This window comes from Vibrio toranzoniae (genome assembly GCF_024347655.1).
GTDB lineage: Bacteria > Pseudomonadota > Gammaproteobacteria > Enterobacterales > Vibrionaceae > Vibrio > Vibrio toranzoniae.
The window spans coordinates 123,395-139,701 of record NZ_AP025515.1 but is presented as its reverse complement, the minus strand read 5'-3'; the positions used below and the strand labels follow the sequence as shown (position 1 = coordinate 139,701).

13 protein-coding genes and 1 pseudogene are annotated in these 16,307 nt (G+C 40.8%); 8 read left to right on the top strand and 6 right to left on the bottom strand.

Translation table 11 applies throughout. From position 1 onward, the window contains the following. The first annotated feature begins 125 nt into the window (after positions 1–125). Complete coding sequence (locus OCU50_RS15155) at positions 126–305, top strand: hypothetical protein (protein WP_060466761.1); 180 nt, start codon at positions 126–128, stop codon at positions 303–305. A gap of 81 nt (positions 306–386) precedes the next feature. Continuing rightward, positions 387–1,400 carry a UDP-glucose 4-epimerase GalE gene (gene galE, locus OCU50_RS15150; RefSeq protein ID WP_060466760.1) on the top strand — a complete coding sequence of 338 codons (1,014 nt, stop codon included), beginning with the start codon at positions 387–389 and terminating at the stop codon, positions 1,398–1,400. A gap of 347 nt (positions 1,401–1,747) precedes the next feature. Here galE and OCU50_RS15145 read toward each other — a convergent pair whose 3' ends face one another. Continuing rightward, on the bottom strand, positions 1,748–3,886 hold the full coding sequence (locus OCU50_RS15145; protein WP_060466759.1) for a TonB-dependent hemoglobin/transferrin/lactoferrin family receptor: 2,139 nt from the start codon (positions 3,884–3,886) through the stop codon (positions 1,748–1,750). Positions 3,887–4,110: 224 nt separating this feature from the next. Here OCU50_RS15145 and OCU50_RS15140 point away from each other — a divergent pair, with 224 nt between their 5' ends. Further along, positions 4,111–4,998: a LysR family transcriptional regulator gene (locus OCU50_RS15140; protein ID WP_060466758.1), complete on the top strand. Its 888-nt coding sequence runs from the start codon at positions 4,111–4,113 to the stop codon at positions 4,996–4,998. Here OCU50_RS15140 and OCU50_RS15135 read toward each other — a convergent pair. Then, a complete protein-coding gene (locus OCU50_RS15135; protein WP_060466757.1) occupies positions 4,987–7,671 on the bottom strand; it encodes a bifunctional acetate--CoA ligase family protein/GNAT family N-acetyltransferase in 2,685 nt (894 codons plus the stop codon). The two genes, OCU50_RS15140 and OCU50_RS15135, sit on opposite strands and share 12 nt — an antisense overlap. A 216-nt stretch (positions 7,672–7,887) precedes the next feature. On the opposite strand from OCU50_RS15135, the gene OCU50_RS15130 reads away from it, so the two are divergent. Continuing rightward, on the top strand, positions 7,888–8,439 hold the full coding sequence (locus OCU50_RS15130; protein WP_060466756.1) for an SPOR domain-containing protein: 552 nt from the start codon (positions 7,888–7,890) through the stop codon (positions 8,437–8,439). Between the two features lie 180 nt (positions 8,440–8,619). Then, the gene (locus OCU50_RS15125; protein WP_060466755.1) at positions 8,620–9,615 is read left to right on the top strand and encodes a D-alanine--D-alanine ligase; all 996 of its coding nucleotides are present in this window, start codon (positions 8,620–8,622) and stop codon (positions 9,613–9,615) included. A gap of 138 nt (positions 9,616–9,753) precedes the next feature. On the opposite strand, the gene OCU50_RS15120 is transcribed toward OCU50_RS15125, so the two are convergent. After that, positions 9,754–10,722 (bottom strand): tyrosine-type recombinase/integrase, encoded by a 969-nt coding sequence (locus tag OCU50_RS15120; protein WP_060466754.1) that lies wholly within the window; start codon positions 10,720–10,722, stop codon positions 9,754–9,756. 100 nt (positions 10,723–10,822) lie between these two features. On the opposite strand from OCU50_RS15120, the gene OCU50_RS15115 reads away from it, so the two are divergent. Both OCU50_RS15115 and yciH read left to right on the top strand, forming a co-directional pair. After that, entirely contained in the window at positions 10,823–11,191 is a 369-nt protein-coding gene (locus OCU50_RS15115; RefSeq protein ID WP_017058288.1) for a DUF3319 domain-containing protein, read from the top strand. Between the two features lie 3 nt (positions 11,192–11,194). After that, positions 11,195–11,506: a stress response translation initiation inhibitor YciH gene (gene yciH, locus OCU50_RS15110; RefSeq protein WP_050649524.1), complete on the top strand. Its 312-nt coding sequence runs from the start codon at positions 11,195–11,197 to the stop codon at positions 11,504–11,506. 790 nt (positions 11,507–12,296) lie between these two features. On the opposite strand, the gene OCU50_RS15105 is transcribed toward yciH, so the two are convergent. The 3 genes from OCU50_RS15105 to OCU50_RS20725 form a co-directional block, all read right to left on the bottom strand. Beyond that, positions 12,297–13,346 carry an ATP-binding protein gene (locus OCU50_RS15105; RefSeq protein WP_060466753.1) on the bottom strand — a complete coding sequence of 350 codons (1,050 nt, stop codon included), beginning with the start codon at positions 13,344–13,346 and terminating at the stop codon, positions 12,297–12,299. Beyond that, on the bottom strand, positions 13,339–14,070 hold the full coding sequence (locus OCU50_RS15100) for a DNA-binding transcriptional response regulator (protein WP_060466752.1): 732 nt from the start codon (positions 14,068–14,070) through the stop codon (positions 13,339–13,341). The genes OCU50_RS15105 and OCU50_RS15100 overlap by 8 nt, the downstream gene beginning before the upstream one ends. Positions 14,071–14,424: 354 nt before the next feature. Further along, a complete protein-coding gene (locus OCU50_RS20725; protein ID WP_060466751.1) occupies positions 14,425–14,634 on the bottom strand; it encodes a hypothetical protein in 210 nt (69 codons plus the stop codon). A 459-nt stretch (positions 14,635–15,093) separates the two neighbouring features. Here OCU50_RS20725 and OCU50_RS15095 point away from each other — a divergent pair. Continuing rightward, positions 15,094–15,660, top strand: a pseudogene (locus OCU50_RS15095) (GGDEF domain-containing protein); the annotation flags it as partial. Positions 15,661–16,307: the final 647 nt, after the last annotated feature.

The window sequence follows — 16,307 nt, the reverse complement described above, 5'->3', positions numbered from 1 at the left end:
AATGATAGAATTAAACAGTGACCCAATTCAAAGTTTCGTTATTGATAATTTATTAGTTCAGCATTTCATTTACAGTTCGCATATCGAATTTTATTTCTAGTATGTGCAGGTGATTAGGTAGGCGTTTGTCGGAGCTTATCGAACAAGAAGTGAATTATAAACAGCGTTCACGTCATATTGGAGCGAACTTGGGTATGATGGTTCAGAACATGATATCGACACGTTCTAAAGTTGCCAATGAGGCGATGTATCAAGCAACACATAAAGGAAAAGGTCAGTTCGTGTTCTCTGATGAGAGCGAATAACTCCATAGGTTTGTGACCAGCACCTAAGTTGTTGTATCATAAGTGATAGGTTGAGTATTTTAAATTAAAGGTCTACTAAACATGAATGTTTTAGTTACAGGTGGCATGGGCTACATTGGCAGCCATACAAGTATCCAGATGATTAACGCAGGAATGACGCCTGTACTTTTCGATAACTTGTACAATAGCAAGCCAAGCGTTCTTGATCGCATCGAGAAAGTATCTGGCGTTCGCCCTAATTTCATTGAAGGCGATATTCGCGATAAAGCACTTTTGACTGAAGCGATGAAGCAGAACAATATCGAAGCGGTTATCCATTTTGCAGGCCTAAAAGCAGTAGGCGAATCGGTTGCTAAGCCTCTTGAATACTACGACAACAATGTGAACGGCACTTTAGTTCTTGTTGATGCTATGCGCGAAGCTAATGTAAAAACCTTAGTATTCAGTTCATCAGCAACGGTCTACGGCGATCCTGCTAGTGTGCCAATTACAGAAGACTTCCCAACAAGCGCGACTAACCCATACGGCCGCAGTAAGCTAATGGTTGAAGAGTGCTTAACTGACTTTCAAAAAGCAAACCCAGATTGGAGCATTACACTGCTGCGTTACTTTAACCCAGTAGGTTCACATCCAAGTGGCGAGTTAGGGGAAGACCCGCAAGGTATCCCAAACAACCTAATGCCATTTGTCTCTCAAGTTGCAGTAGGCCGACGTGAGTTCCTATCGGTATTTGGTAACGATTACCCAACAAAAGACGGTACTGGCGTTCGTGATTATATCCACGTTATGGATCTATCTGATGGACACATCGCAGCTCTTGAGAAAGTAGGGCGCAAAGATGGTCTTCATATCTACAATCTTGGTACAGGCAACGGTTCAAGCGTACTAGATATGGTTAAAGCGTTTGAAAAAGCGAGCGGTAAAGAAATCCCATACAAATTGGTTGAGCGCCGCCCTGGCGATATCGCAGAATGCTGGGCAGATCCGGCTAAAGCGCAGAAAGAACTAGGTTGGAATGCGACACGTACACTGATTGAAATGACCGAAGATACATGGCGCTGGCAGTCAACAAACCCTGATGGTTTCCCGGGCTAAACGAGTAGTTTCATGGTCAGTTAACATACAAAAAGATGCTTTAGGGCATCTTTTTTGATCTAACAAGAATAAAAAACAAACTGTTCGGTTAAAATGTATCATTCTTTATTTGTTATGTTACTATACGCGCGAATTATATGTTTAATGTTAATTTTCCTTGGAGTTAATCATGGAACTAGGCCTAATTATCACTTTCATCATTGCTGCTACAGTAATGGTTAAGAAAGAAATGGCAGAAAAGTAAGACATAATTTCACTTATTCCTTTTTGATACAATTTTTAGTGAAATAGATAAAAGCCAGCATTAAGCTGGCTTTTTAGTTTCTGCAATTTAGGTTTGTAACAAATTAGAATTCGTAGTTTGCAGATAAGCCCCAGTTACGACCAGGTTGAGACTTAATGTCTGTATTGAATTGAGAATCGTGCGCGCTACCAGACATGTCGCTGTACAACCAGTACTTCTTATCTAGAGCGTTAAATAGACCAGCTCGCAGAGTTAAATCTGTCATCGGGCGGTAATAAGCCGTCAAATCAACAACTGTGTATCCAGATATATCTACATTGTCGTCAGAGTTCCAATCATTCTTCGAAGCAACCATTTTAACATTCAAAGCTGAACCGAAGTTATCACGTTCAATACCTAATCCAATTGTACTTGTTAGAGGTGCAACTGAATCAATTGATTTACCCGTCGACTTGTCTTCGCCATCTGCATAAGCAACAGCTAAGCGAGTGTAAGTTCCGTAAGGTGCATCAAACAGAGTATCAAGGTTAATGGTTGACGAGAATTCAGCACCATAGATAGTTACTTCATCTAAGTTTTCTTTCGTAAATACGTCTTTACCACCTTGCTCACCTGTTTTCGTTTCGTTGATGAAATCAGTGTAGTCAGTGTAGAACGTGCTTAATTCGAATCGAGCATATTGGTTGCTACCACGCAGACCTAGCTCATAAGAAAGGCTTCTTTCTGCTTTCAGGTTAGGGTTTGCCTCTACGATAGCACCTTGATTATAGAAGTAGTAAAGGTCATAAACAGAAGGAGCTTTGAAGCCTTGACCAATCTGACCAAATACAGACAAGCTATCGTTGATGTGGTAAACCGAACCTAATTTGGCAGTAAATGCATCATCTTCATTCTTGTCATATTCAGTCGTGTAGCCATCATCTGTTGATGGGTCAGCAACAAATGAGTCGTAACGAAGACCACCAGTTACAATCAACTTATCTTCCATGAAGAACGCTTGATCCTGAACAAACACACCCCATTGAGTAATTTTCGCATCTGGGATACCCGTACTACCTGGAGTAACGGTGCCTTGGTCAAACTTATAATCAGTGTTGTCTAACTCAAAATCATTTTGTAGGTAAGTGAAACCATACGTAAACTCGTGGTCAGCACCACTAATATTCACCAACTTAGAAAGCTGTGTATCGACTTGCATGTTCACATCTGATGCATCACGCTCACGAAGTCGACGGCCGTTAAAGCCTGTTGTATCGTAGTTTTTATTCAGAGTACTTGAATCTTGGTAGCTTAAAGACCAGTCCAAAGAATCTGCAATAGAAGAGTTCAGTTTAAGCTGCTGCTCCAGTGTTGCACGGAAGCGTTTATTGGTGTCTTCATTGTAGTTATCCGTGTATACAAAGCCCGGCATCAGCGTATAACCATTGTAGTTCAACTCGTCTTCATCATATTGACGCTGATAATGTTCTACGGTTAAGCCGATCTTGTTTGAATCCGATACGTTATAAAATGCTTTGGCTAAGAAGTTGCTCAGTTCGGTATCGGCAGGGTTAGCGGCACCACGGTCAGGGCCTTCGATATCACTTCCTGACGAATGCGTTTCAGTTTCATGACCTTGAGCGTATGTCGCCATTACGATAGTTTCTAGCTTGTCTTTACGCATAGCCCAAGAAAGGGTGTTCTTAAACTGTTCGTCAGCAGAAGTGTAACTAGATTTGATGCCAAAACGGTTTTCATCGCCGTCTGTTCTAAGCATATCCTCTGGGTTCTTTGTTCTTAACAGTACAGCACCGCCAATAGCGTCAGAACCATAAAGCGTAGAAGCAGGACCTTTATTCACCTCGATCACACTCAATGTGTCTACTTCAATCGCATTCGAATATTTACGTTGTTCAGATGCACCTGGATTATATGGAGTAGGTTGTTGAACACCATCGACCATCAATTTAACGCGGTCACCTTCAACACCACGAATGTTGAAGCCCGAAAGACCAAAACGGCCACTACCTTGAGCTTCTACACCCGGTATGTACTGAAGTGCTTGCTTTATGTCGTTAGACATTTGATTATCAATATCTTCCGAAGATACTGATTCAATAGAGCTTGAAACATCTGCTTTGCTTTGTTCAGTACGCGTTGCCGATACAACAACCTCGTCAAATAGGGCATAATCTTCAGCAAAGGCTGAGGTTGATGAAAGCGCTAAAACGATTGAAGCAGAGAGTAGGGATTGCTTATACATCTGATAGTTACCTTAATTCCATAGTATTATCTTGATTTGCGAAAGATAATATTGGATCTAAATGATAATTACTATTATTTGCATTTAATTAATTTTTATTTTTATCAACTGATTCATGATTAATATTCTTAAATATCTGTATTAAAAAGACTTTTACAGTTCCATTCACGTGGCGAATGCTTCTGTTTTTGTGACTAAAGTCTCATTTGTAAAATAGGAAAGCTATGCATAGCCCAATAACACTTGAAGCATTACACATATTAGATGCCATAGAGCGACGTGGAAGTTTCGCCGCTGCGGCAAATGAAATGGATAGAGCCCCTTCATCACTCAGCTATCAAATTCAAAAGCTAGAGCAAGACTTAGACATTATGATTTTTGATCGATCCGGCCACCGTGCAAACTTCACGGAAGCGGGGCAATTGATATTAGAACAAGGCAGAGTGATTCTTGGTGCGACGGAAAAATTAGTAAACGAAGCCAGTATTCTTGCAAATGGTTGGGAGCTCGACTTAACAATAGCCTTTGATGGTATTATTCCGGTTGCTAATTTCTTCCCACTCGTGGATGAGCTAGGAAAAATCAGTAAGACACGCGTTCGATTACAAGAAGAAATCCTTGCCGGTTGTTGGGAATCACTGACCGATGGCCGCGCAGATTTGCTGGTTTGCCCAAAAATCGACACTATTCCAAATGACATAAAAAGTGACGTAATTGGTAAAATGGAAATGGTTTGGGTAGCGTCATCAAAACACTACGTTCACAAACGTTCAGGTGAATTTGACCAGAAGGCAAGAGAAAGTTACAGGGTAATTGCAATTGCGGATACAGCCCGTGATCAACCAGCATTAAGTATCAATATTTTAGAAAAACAACCACGACTAACCGTGACAAGCTTTTCTTCAAAAGTAGAAGCGTTAACCACTGGTTTAGGTATTGGTACTTTGCCAAGTAGTGTTGCTGAACCTTTGATCGAGTCTGGCGTCCTACAGAAAATTTCAGGGACTGAGCCACAACCTATCGATATCGTGATGGCTTGGCGACGCAATAAAATGGGCGACGCCAAATCTTGGTGTATTCAGCATCTTAAAAAGACATGGTCACTCAAATAGCGGTAACACCATATCTGCAGTACCATCTTCAAAACTGATATCTAGCTTAAAACCGAGTTTTCGAGCTAGTGTCAGCATTCCTCTATTGGTTGGCATTGTCATGCCAGACATTTGTTTAGTCTGTTTTGCTCGGCAGTAATCGATTACCTTAGTCATCAAAATCCGACCTAAGCCGGCGCCTTTCAAATCAGAGCGTATCAATATTGCAAACTCAGCGTCTGTGTTCTCTGGGTTTATCAAGGCTCTGGAAACACCAATGATCGCAGGAAGGCCTTGCTCCTTACGCACAACAACAAATGCAATTTCTCTATCAAAATCGATCTGAGTAAAATTCGCCAATGCCTCGTGATTGAATTCACCGACATCACTAAAGAAGCGTTTATAAAGATCTTCTTTGGAGACCCGGTTAATAAAGTCTGCGTGAAGCGGCTCATCTTCTGGAAGGATAGGGCGTAGCAGCACCTCAGTACCGTCTCTCAACTGTATTGTCTCTTCAAGCTCAACTGGATATGGGCGAATCGCGAGTCTTTCTTGCGGATCTCCCTCATACGCTTTCAAAATAATATCGGCGTCCAATATAGTGAACTTGTCTCCATTGGCAAGCACTGGGTGAATATCCAAATCATGTATCTCAGGACAATTAACCACCATTTGAGATATACGAACTAATAGTTCAGAAAGCCCCTCAATATCGATCGGATTAGGCAACTTTTGCAGGCGAATCTTGCCACTTTTTATCGCTCGAATAATCAAGTATCGAGCCAGTGTCATGTTAAGCGGTGGGAATGCGGCTGCCGCATCAATGGATTCATCCCATTCAGATCCACCTTGACCAAGCAGAATAATTGGTCCAAAGGTTTCATCGGTTGTTACTTTCACGCGCAGCTCTTGACCACCTGCGAGCTTGGCCATTCCTTGAATCAACAAACCATGAATATGAGCGGTAGGGAACGACAATTGCGATCGATCGAGAATCGCTTGAGCCGCATTTGCTACCTCATTGCTGTTTCGCAGATTGAGCATCACACCTTGTACATCTGACTTATGTGCGATGTCTGGTGAACGGAGTTTTACTGCAACGGGATAACCAATCGTTTCTGCAATATGTACCGCCTCGCTTGGGTCAGAAGCAATCCAAGTAGGAAGAACATCCAAATTGAAGTGTCTAAAAAATTGGCTGTTTTGATGGGTATCAAGACTAACTGTATCTTTACCCAGTAGTTGGCGTTTAATCCAATTCTTCGCATCTGCCAAGTCTTCAATGTGTACTTTTTCTGCAGTCGTTGGGGTTTCCATTAACTGACGCTGGTTGCGTCGGTACTCGACCAAGTGCATGAAGGCAACCACAGAACTCTCTGGCGTTCGATAGGTAGGAATTCCCGCTTCAGTAAACAGCTTTCTCGCAGGCCGGGCTGTTAATTCGCCAGACCAATTAGTTAAGATATTGAATCGTTTGTGGCGAGGGTGCTTCTTGATCACTTCAATAATTCGTTCCGCTGTTTGAGCGGAATGCGCGACAGCAGAAGGGCTGTGCATGATAAGAATGGCATCAGCTTCGTCACCATCAAGCAGTATGTTGATAGTATCGATATAACGCTGATCGCCGGCATCACCAACAATATCTATAGGATTGCTATGGGACCAACTCGCTGGCAAAACTCTGCTTAATCTATCAAGTGTTTCATCGGATAATTCTGCTAACTTACCGCCACGATCAAAAAGCGTGTCTACAGCCATAATCGCAGGGCCTCCACCATTAGTGACAATAGCGAGACGCTCACCACGCAGTGGCACCGAATGAGTCAGTGTCTCTACCGCGGCAAACAACTCATGTAAGTTCTTAACTCTCAGCATGCCACTGCGTCGGATTGCCGAATCGTAAATAATGTCTAGAGTGTCTGCACCACCAGTATGTGCCATAGCAGCCGCTCTTCCTTTCGCTGTTCGACCGCCTTTTAATACTAGGATTCGTCGGTTACGCGACGCTGCACGTGCTGCAGAGATAAAGCGTCTTGCATCCGTAATGCTGTCAATGTAAAGCAAGATCGCTTCGGTGTGAGAATCGGTACTCAGATAATCTAAAAGCTCTGAGAATTCAATATCACTGCCATTCCCAATTGAGACAAACGCAGAGAAACCAATCTGCTTGTCGTTCGCCCAATCAAGAATAGTGGTACAGACTGCTGCGGACTGGGAAACAAACGCAATTTTACCGGGAAGCGCAGTAACAGGAGAGAAAGAGGCATTTAAGTTTAGCCATGGAACAATAACCCCTAAGCTGTTTGAACCGAGCACGCGAATATTGTGTTTTTTGGCAATCGCTAGGCATCTTTCATCAAATGTCTCACCATTATCGCTTAGCTGTTGCATGTCGGAGGAAAGTACAATTACTGACGCGATGCCTTTCTCGGCCAGTTCTTCAAAAATGGCGACGTTGCGTTTCGCATTCGTACACAAAATCGCAAGGTCTGGAACGATAGGTAGGGATAGAATTTTCTTATAAGAGAGTACGCCAGCCACTGAATCGTATTTCGGTGTAACTGGCATCACCGCACCTTTAAAATCCCCGTGCAACAAATTATTCATAACAATATAGCCCGCACGCGTTTCTCGTTGCGAAGCGCCGACAACAGCGATAGAGCGGGGTTTAAGTAGGGGATCAAGATGATTCATAGACATATCCTAGCAATGCACGTAAGTTCATCGTAACTTACTTTTCACTGATAGGTTGATGGCAAATTCACCGAATTCAGATGAATAAGCAAACACTGCATAAAGTTTGTGAAATAGGTCACCCACTAATGGTGTATAATCTCAAAGTTAACTTGATTCTAAACCGACGTATCGGCATGATTTATAGTAATTATTATTAAGGACATAGAGCTTTCCATGAAAAAAATTGCAATTGCGACTTTGCCTCTGCTCTTGGCTGCATGTGTATCTGAAAACTACATTACGGATGTGACTTCAGATAGCTATCAAGAAGAGTACAAAACTGCCAAAGTTGAAGCTCCAGTTGTATCTCAATCTGAGCAAGCAGTCGTTGTAGAAGAGAACGTTGTTAACGTTATCAGAACAGAACCTGTCACCCAAACAGCTAAGGTTAAGCCAGTTACAAACGTGACGGGTCCAACGAAAAAACAACAAGACATGAATCAACGCTTTGGTTATACGGTTCAAGTTGTTGCTGTTGGCAGCCAAAGTAAAGTCGACTCTTTCGTGAAAATGCTACCACCGACTTCTCAACCAGTTTGGGAAAACTACAAAATGGTTAACGGTACTAAGTGGTTTACCGTACTTTACGGTGACTACGCAACACGCTTAGAAGCTAAAAAGGCGATTTCAAAACTGCCAACCACTTTTCAAAACTTAAAGCCGTTCGTTAAAAGCATTGACGACATCAAGAACTCTGAATACCCAACGCTTAACAAGTTAAACTAAGTTTTGATTCATAAAAGAGGGAGCAAATGCTCCTTCTTTTGTTTTAAGACTATCGGTTTTGTTTAATAGTTAATCGCTCGATCTTTCGAACGCAATTTTAACAATCAAAACACTGTACCTATCTCGACTTTTGTTTATCATTGAAGTCAGTACTCCTAGTTTCAAGGATCGATTTTACCCATGAGCACCACAAACATTCTTCTACTTTGCGGCGGTGGATCTTCAGAGCATGAAGTGTCTTTAGTTTCAGCTAATTACCTTTTTGAACAACTCAATAGCGTTGCAGATTTTAACGTTTTAAGAGTTGAGATTAAGAGTGAAGGCTGGTGTATTGATTCCGGTGAATTAGTTTACCTTGATATTAATGAGCAAACTCTACGTGGCGACAATATAGAATCAAAAGTCGACTTTATTGTGCCGTGTATTCATGGTTTCCCAGGTGAAACGGGTGATATTCAGTCACTGTTTGAAATGGCTAAACTTCCATACCTAGGTTGTGGCTCTGAAGCAAGCAACAACAGCTTCAACAAAATCACATCAAAACTTTGGTATGACGCACTTGGTATTCCAAATACACCATACTTATTCTTATCTGACAACACGGAACAAGCTCATTCACAAGCGACTCAAGCTTTTGAAAAATGGGGAAAAGTGTTCGTGAAGGCTGCGCGTCAAGGTTCTTCTGTTGGTTGTTACCAAGTCAACAAAATCGAAGATTTAAGCGAAGCGATCAACAAAGCATTTACGTTCTCAGATCAAGTACTTGTTGAGAAATCAGTCGTACCACGAGAACTAGAAGTCGCTGCCTATCAAATCGACGGTGAGCTGCATATTAGTAAGCCGGGCGAGGTGATAGCACCAAACGGCGCATTTTACTCTTATGAAGAAAAGTACAGTGCAGACAGCCACTCAATCACTGAAGTTGAAGCAAGTAACCTGACTGATGAACAATGTGAATTAATCGCAGACAATGCGCGCAAAGTTTTCACTCAAATGAAGCTGCGTCACTTATCTCGAATTGATTTCTTCTTAACCCAAGATAACGAAATCTACCTGAACGAAGTAAATACTTTTCCAGGTATGACTCCAATTTCTATGTTCCCTAAAATGGTGGAGCATAATGGACACAAATTTAGTCAGTTCTTAGAGAACTGCGTTAGAATGAGCCTTGCTTAGTTTAGCTAATCGTTCTTCCTGTATTTGAATCTGACAACATAATGCCTTGAGCTTTTCTGCCAAGGTATTATTGTTTTTTTAGAAGCCGATTTTTTTAACGCCGACGATGCTACTACTTTACTGGCTGACGACAAAAGTCTATTGCCACGGTATTAAGGCTTTGAATTTCATTTTCTCCTTCTCCGCTGTGCCCGTATACCCCACATATTGCGCAGGCATGGCAGGGCTGAGCCAACGACCAAAATCCTGAATCTCTTTTACCTTAAGACCTTGTTTAGAAAGCTCTTGTGCAGCACCAACACGAATCGAGTTACCTGAGAAATGGTGGCTTTCCGCCAGTTGTAGTAAATCGCTTGCTCTGCGCAAGATTCGATAGATAGACGAATCATCCAAAGGTTGCCGTCCAATGTTTTCATGCTTATCTATTGCACGGAACACCGGCAAATCCTCTTGTGATCCAGCAAACGAAAGCCAACGCTCAAGTGCGACACTCGCGACTTGTGAAAGCTGGTATACAGAATGTTTAATCGTGATCTGATAATCACTATCGGTGCTCTCAACATCGGTGGTTGATAACAGCTTAAGTTCTGAACGCTTTAAAGCACACTCGAACATCACATTATAAATGGCAATGTCACGAACCTCTTTTAAGTTGGCCTTGTCATGCGAAAGCAATATGTTTAATTCAGTGAGGTGTGCAGATGTCATGGCGTTGGTTTGTTTAGCATCACCGGCCATTCTTGCTTGCAAGTGGAGTAGAGTAAAGCGAACTTGTCGGTGTTTGATAGGGTTAGCGAAGCCAAGCACAATGTGCAACAAACTAAGCGTTGCAGTGTAACGTTTTAGAGAGGCGTATTTTCTGTCATTGGATTCAGTCTCTAAAAAGCGACGAATAGCCGTAACGGAAGCTGGAAGTGTATTGATACGGTTTTTAGTACAAAACGCGTGGTAGCGATTCCAGTCACTGTAGATGCCTAAGAGTGAATTGCGCGAGTATTGGTATCCTGTTAATTCATCTATAATTTCAATTGACGCATTGCTGTTCAACTTTTCAACAAACAAATTAACTGTCACAGAATCAGATAAAATAGGGACTTTTTTTCTCAAATTACCGTACCTTAACAGGTGTTTTTACCATATTATGCTTGATATCATTAAAAGTATACTTATGATTAATATAGTGAAAACAAAAAGATGATCAATAGATATGGCTAATTCAATTTACCGAAGCGTCCATCTTCAATCGATAGATGCTAATCACACGGTTTGGCGTGCGAAGTTAAAAAACAATGTTATTCAAGGTAACCTAGCTGCTGTTAAGAAGAGTATTGATTGGTGGATTGAAACCGCTTCTATTATTGATCCAAAAGAATTCACAGCGTTAAATAAGTCGAGAGGAACTGGTGGCTCGACTGAAAACTTCAACGGCTACCAAATCAAGAATGACACCGGTGAGCCTAATGCGTGGTATTGCATGTTTAACGGACGCCTAATTAAGGGCGGAAAAATTGCAATTCAGCGTCATATAGAAGCTTACTTACTCGCAAAACAAAAAGCAGAGCAACAAAAGAAGTAAATTATGAGCCTAGTATATTCAACAGAAACAGGTCGTATTAAGCCTGAAGAAGAGAAAGTCCAACGTCCTAAAGGCGATGGTATTGTTCGAATCCAAAAAGAAACCAAAGGCCGTAAAGGCAAAGGTGTTTCTGTCGTAACTGGCTTAGACCTAGATGATGCTCCATTGAAACTAATGGCTGCAGAACTTAAAAAAGTTTGTGGCTGTGGCGGCTCGGTAAAAGATGGCAACATCGAAATTCAAGGTGATGCTCGTGACAAGATCAAAGCGCACCTTGAAAAGAAAGGCTACAAAGTTAAGTTCTCTGGCGGTTAATCTATACTAATATCAGGGCTAAAATCGAAGATTATTATCACTGGATATTAGGTATTTTATGGTAAATATCCAATATGGTTAAATACACAGTATAAAGTAGAGAATAAACACAATACAAAAGCAGGGCATAATACAAAGAGTCCTGCTTTATAAAGGCAATCATTCCAAATTTAACATAATATACATAATACGCACTGAGCTTGTAAGAGCAATTTAGTAATGTCACTATGTTCCCAAGTTATTCTTATCATCGTTTCCCCTTAAACCCTTAATACAACTGGCACCTCAAGCATATTGAGTTCACCAGCATTTTCTAAACACTCTTTTAACTCAATTATTATACGTGTGGCCAACATCTACATGATTCGCTTACACAAAGCCGATCAACGAGAACATTTGCTCCGTCTGTCTAAATTACAGCTTCTTGCACTAATGATTCACCGCGCTGTGTGTAAACCTTGTGGGCATTGCTGTCGTTTCTTTTTCAGATTTCACACACGCCACCATGTTTCTTGTTGGCTACACACGTTGAATTCTGTTTTGTGTTATCCACTAAACCAGTTAAGTTCTCTCACACGAGTTCGTCTGTAAGTTTTCATACTGAGTTTTTTAAACCAAACTTACAGCTTGCTCTAAATTTGTGTTTGTTGGTTAGATTATTGGATTGCTCTTTGTGTTCCTCAGATCTAAGCAATGTCATGAACAGATATGTTCACATGGGCTAAAAACATTTACGCTCGCAGTTACTTGACCTTAAAACCACTCTCAAACACTTGGTGTATTTAAAACATTAGTGGATTTTAACTTCAAAAGAATTTAAGAAAAGCCCCTTATTACGAGGTTGTATTGGTGTGCTGGTAACAATCACCTCAAAATCATGAGCATCAGCTACTATTTTAAGTACATACAATCCCAGACCACTGCCTTCAACGGCCATTTCACGGGCTTTCTTAGTTCTAAATCCACGAATAAACAAGCTATCAATTTCGGACTGAGGAATTTCATGTCCTACCGAGTTCACTTTCATCTTTAAGCTATCACCAATTTCATCAAATAGAATCTCAACATCACCAGAACGCTTGTACTTCATAGCATTCTGTATCAATGAAAGAGGTATAATTTTAAAAGACTCGTAAACTTTGTGCTTATTTTCGACTCTCCCTCGGATTACCACATTGGCACGACTTTTATTCGCAACAGAATGGCTCAACACTAACTTTATTTTATGCACCATGCTGTATAGATCAGCATATTTCTTTCGACCAAACTTGGCACTTTCTGGATTAAAATACAAAGCAGTTGTATCAAGAGAATCGAGTAACATTACGCTTGTTTTATACAAGCTTTTTAAATCACCTGACGCATTTTCAAAAGCAGAAACCTTTGAGGTCGTACTTTTGGCTAAAAGTCGTTCACTGTAGTGACCGATTTCCCTCGCCCACTTAACAAATTCGTGGAACTGATCAAAGTTGTTTTTTGCCGTTTTTGCTACCAATGAATTAATTGCTGACGACTTTTCATCCAAAGTTGTAAACCACTGATTAATTGACTCAATGGTGACTTTTCTTTGGTTCAAAGCTATGTTTTTACGATATCGTCTTCCACTACCTTTTGTTGGGACAAATACTCCTGATATTGTAACTACCTCTCCTCCAACTTTTCTAGATATATAGCTCAAGCCGTGACTACATACATGAGTATCACTTACACCTTGTCTTTCATTACATTCAGATGTGCATCGCTCATATGTTTGAAATTTACTACCTTCATATACCTTGCCGTCAATTAGCGTAGGCCAAGGGACGTCAACAATTTTGTTTTCGATAATCTGATTAAGCATATTTAACTCTGTCTAGCAGTATTCTACTGTTATTAATGATTTCTTGTGACTCACCCTTTGCATTCATATGAATAACGTTCAAAAAATCATTTTCTGAACACTTGCCAGATACAAATTCGATAACTAGTTGATTTAGCTTGTTCTTTTTAGAAGAACTAAGATCAAGTTTCTTAATACTATCTTCGATAGTATTAGCTATTGAGGGTGCATCAAAAAACTCTTTCTTAAGCTCACACAATAGCTCTCGAATTTTAAATTCATCAATTGGCTTATTTACAGTAGCATCTGAAATTCGGAAGTAGTCATTCAACTCCGTATGGAAGTAACCTGAAGACACTGCTACAACAGGAATTAAAGGGCGAGCCTCTTTTATTATTTTTATTAACTTAGCACCACCTTCATCTAGATCTTCCCTGACGACACCTTTTACATCGAGAAGTAACAAGTCGTGATTTATCAAATTTTGCGCATCAGTAAATGAAACTGATTCATACTCATGAACGTTAAAGCCTAAGTCTTTGATGTATTGTATTGGATAATTGCCTATTTCATCATCGACAATTGCGATTCTAAAGTCAGTTCGAAGATGTAGCTTTTCAACATGAGATTGAACACTAAACTTTTTGAAGCGATTGGTTACAACCTCTCGCGGAACAACCCAAAAGATAAATCCTAAAAACAAACTAGCTAACGCTAGTACAATACCGAGTTCTGTCGCGTCCATTCTGATCCAGATAAATAATAAAAGTATGGTAGATCAGCATATGAACCTTCACATACACTGATAAATAAAAACAAGTCAAGCTAACAGGAAAACGCCGTGTTCAAATTGACGATTTTCTGGCTAGCCTGATTAGTGGAATGAATTATAACCATTAACCTCATTTATAACAGTGATTTAAATCATTAGCTGTAAAACTAGGTGCTGATAGTACAGTCTCTTACACAGGGGATACAAAAAGAGCCACTTTTATAAGAAAATGGCTCTTTTGATTAGTGTGGTTTATCGGCGTTTTTGTAGTGTTTTCGTGTAGTGTTCGCCCTCACCACTCGCCCATTTTTGAGTGTGTATCCTTTCTTAAGTTGGTCGTTTGGTCGGCGGCCTTTGCACTTGTGTCCTTTCATTCGGTATCTCCAGTTTTCGTATCCGTTGCTCTTGGTCCTGTTGCACTCGTTTTATCCAGTTGATGTCCGTTTTCAAAGCTGCAATCGCGCCAAGGCTTGAGACTCCACCTGTAATAAGCGCAATGATTAACGGATTGAGGAACGCAATTACTTCGTTATCCATCGAGATGCGTAGTATTCAAGTAGGTATCGCACTATGGCGCGTAATTGGGAATGAAAGACAAAATGAGTGGTACGAACGCTCTCATAGACAACAAAGTGTTTCGATAAAATTGAGCTTAAGAAGTGACACTGCAACATAAGTACCCTCCACTTTAATTGATGAACAGTAAAGTGGCCTCGTGACTCGTTATCACAGCAAGCCATAAAACTCGCACACACTACTCTTATTACAACAAACCGAGCCACTTTAAGTTTAACTGTATAAATATACAGTTAAATTATCACCCCCGAAAAAACCGCACTTATTGAGCAAATAACATTCAGAATCAAGGGTCTGCGTTCAATATTTAAACTTGAATTTGGTCTAATGGTGCGCTTTCCTGTATAACCGTCAGTTCTGGGTCTAGCAATTTTATCAATGCTAATGCTCTAATCTCCGATTGCGCCAAGTCTAAGGCATTGCGCATTACACATCGCACAGCGAAGCAAAACGCGTGCAGCAGAGCAACAACGCTATTTAACCCAAGAAATTGAAGAGCTAAAGGTAAAGGCCACAACCGATCCGTTGACCGGATGTAGAAACCGAACCGAAGCGTTAGATACCTTCTATGATTTCGAATGGCTGGCGCAACAAGGAAAAACGATTCACATTGCGTTGTTTGATTTAGACCATTTTAAGCAGATCAATGATCAACATGGCCATGAAGCCGGTGACAAAGTACTTATTCAGTTTGTCGCAACGACGAACGAGAGCCTTGGTGAGTAGTACTTGCTTTATCGCTGGGGTGGTGAGGAGTTTCTACTCGTTTGCCTGGAACAAACTGCGCTACAGTGTAACGAATCTATCGATGATTTTTACCTAACAATGGACCAAAGCCCTTGGCCTAAAGCGCTTCAAGTAACGGCTTCGACCGGAGTAACGCAGCTTAAACAGCATGAATCGATACGTACTGCCATCAAACGTGCAGACAAAGCGCTTTACCAAGCTAAAGACAACAGACGAAACCAAGTCGTTACGTTTGATTAAAGTTCGCTAGATTGGACTGCAGTTACATATTCAACTCTCTGCTAATACTCAATCAACGCAATCAATACCCTGTCGATATCTACTCTCCACTTAAGCAGCCGTTAGATTTTTAACCGCTGACTAAATAAGCTTTATTGTCTCATCAGAGTTCTAATCGATTCGCCCCCCTAAGCGCGCTCTCATCATCTGTAATAACGTCATCAATGGCATTCTCCGGTTGATACGTATCGTTACTGAATCGCTCTATAAACAGCTCTTTCTTACGTCTCTATGCTTCTCCTAAGCACTTGTTCTTAAAGTCACATATTTGGGAGTAAAGCTTGCTCTAAGCAGTGGTAAGTCACTCGAGGTATCGGTTTTGAACATTACCGTCGTTACTTATCTCGCGCTGTTCTTAGATGAAATCCTCATTTGTCTGCTTCTGAACATTCATGCACTCGTATCCGCTAAAAACAGAAGTCACAACGTCACTAGCTTTAAAAAACACCATAGATTTAACCACTTAGATATGGTGACATAAATACTGACACCTAAAGTGACAGATGTTTTACTTTCAGACTTCTATGTAATTTAATTACAAACAGAAAGGAAGAAAAGCCACTACAGTGGATTGCTCTGATGTAACTAACTGAATAAGCTGAATTTAA

What these genes read in the sequence shown, in the direction of transcription:
- galE (WP_060466760.1), top strand. Translation starts at nt 387, where the DNA reads ATGAATGTTTTAGTTACAGGTGGCATGGGCTACATTGGCAGCCATACA.
- OCU50_RS15145 (WP_060466759.1), bottom strand. Translation starts at nt 3,886, where the DNA reads ATGTATAAGCAATCCCTACTCTCTGCTTCAATCGTTTTAGCGCTTTCA.
- OCU50_RS15140 (WP_060466758.1), top strand. Translation starts at nt 4,111, where the DNA reads ATGCATAGCCCAATAACACTTGAAGCATTACACATATTAGATGCCATA.
- OCU50_RS15135 (WP_060466757.1), bottom strand. Translation starts at nt 7,671, where the DNA reads ATGAATCATCTTGATCCCCTACTTAAACCCCGCTCTATCGCTGTTGTC.
- OCU50_RS15130 (WP_060466756.1), top strand. Translation starts at nt 7,888, where the DNA reads ATGAAAAAAATTGCAATTGCGACTTTGCCTCTGCTCTTGGCTGCATGT.
- OCU50_RS15125 (WP_060466755.1), top strand. Translation starts at nt 8,620, where the DNA reads ATGAGCACCACAAACATTCTTCTACTTTGCGGCGGTGGATCTTCAGAG.
- OCU50_RS15115 (WP_017058288.1), top strand. Translation starts at nt 10,823, where the DNA reads ATGGCTAATTCAATTTACCGAAGCGTCCATCTTCAATCGATAGATGCT.
- yciH (WP_050649524.1), top strand. Translation starts at nt 11,195, where the DNA reads ATGAGCCTAGTATATTCAACAGAAACAGGTCGTATTAAGCCTGAAGAA.
- OCU50_RS15105 (WP_060466753.1), bottom strand. Translation starts at nt 13,346, where the DNA reads ATGCTTAATCAGATTATCGAAAACAAAATTGTTGACGTCCCTTGGCCT.
- OCU50_RS15100 (WP_060466752.1), bottom strand. Translation starts at nt 14,070, where the DNA reads ATGGACGCGACAGAACTCGGTATTGTACTAGCGTTAGCTAGTTTGTTT.
- OCU50_RS20725 (WP_060466751.1), bottom strand. Translation starts at nt 14,634, where the DNA reads ATGGATAACGAAGTAATTGCGTTCCTCAATCCGTTAATCATTGCGCTT.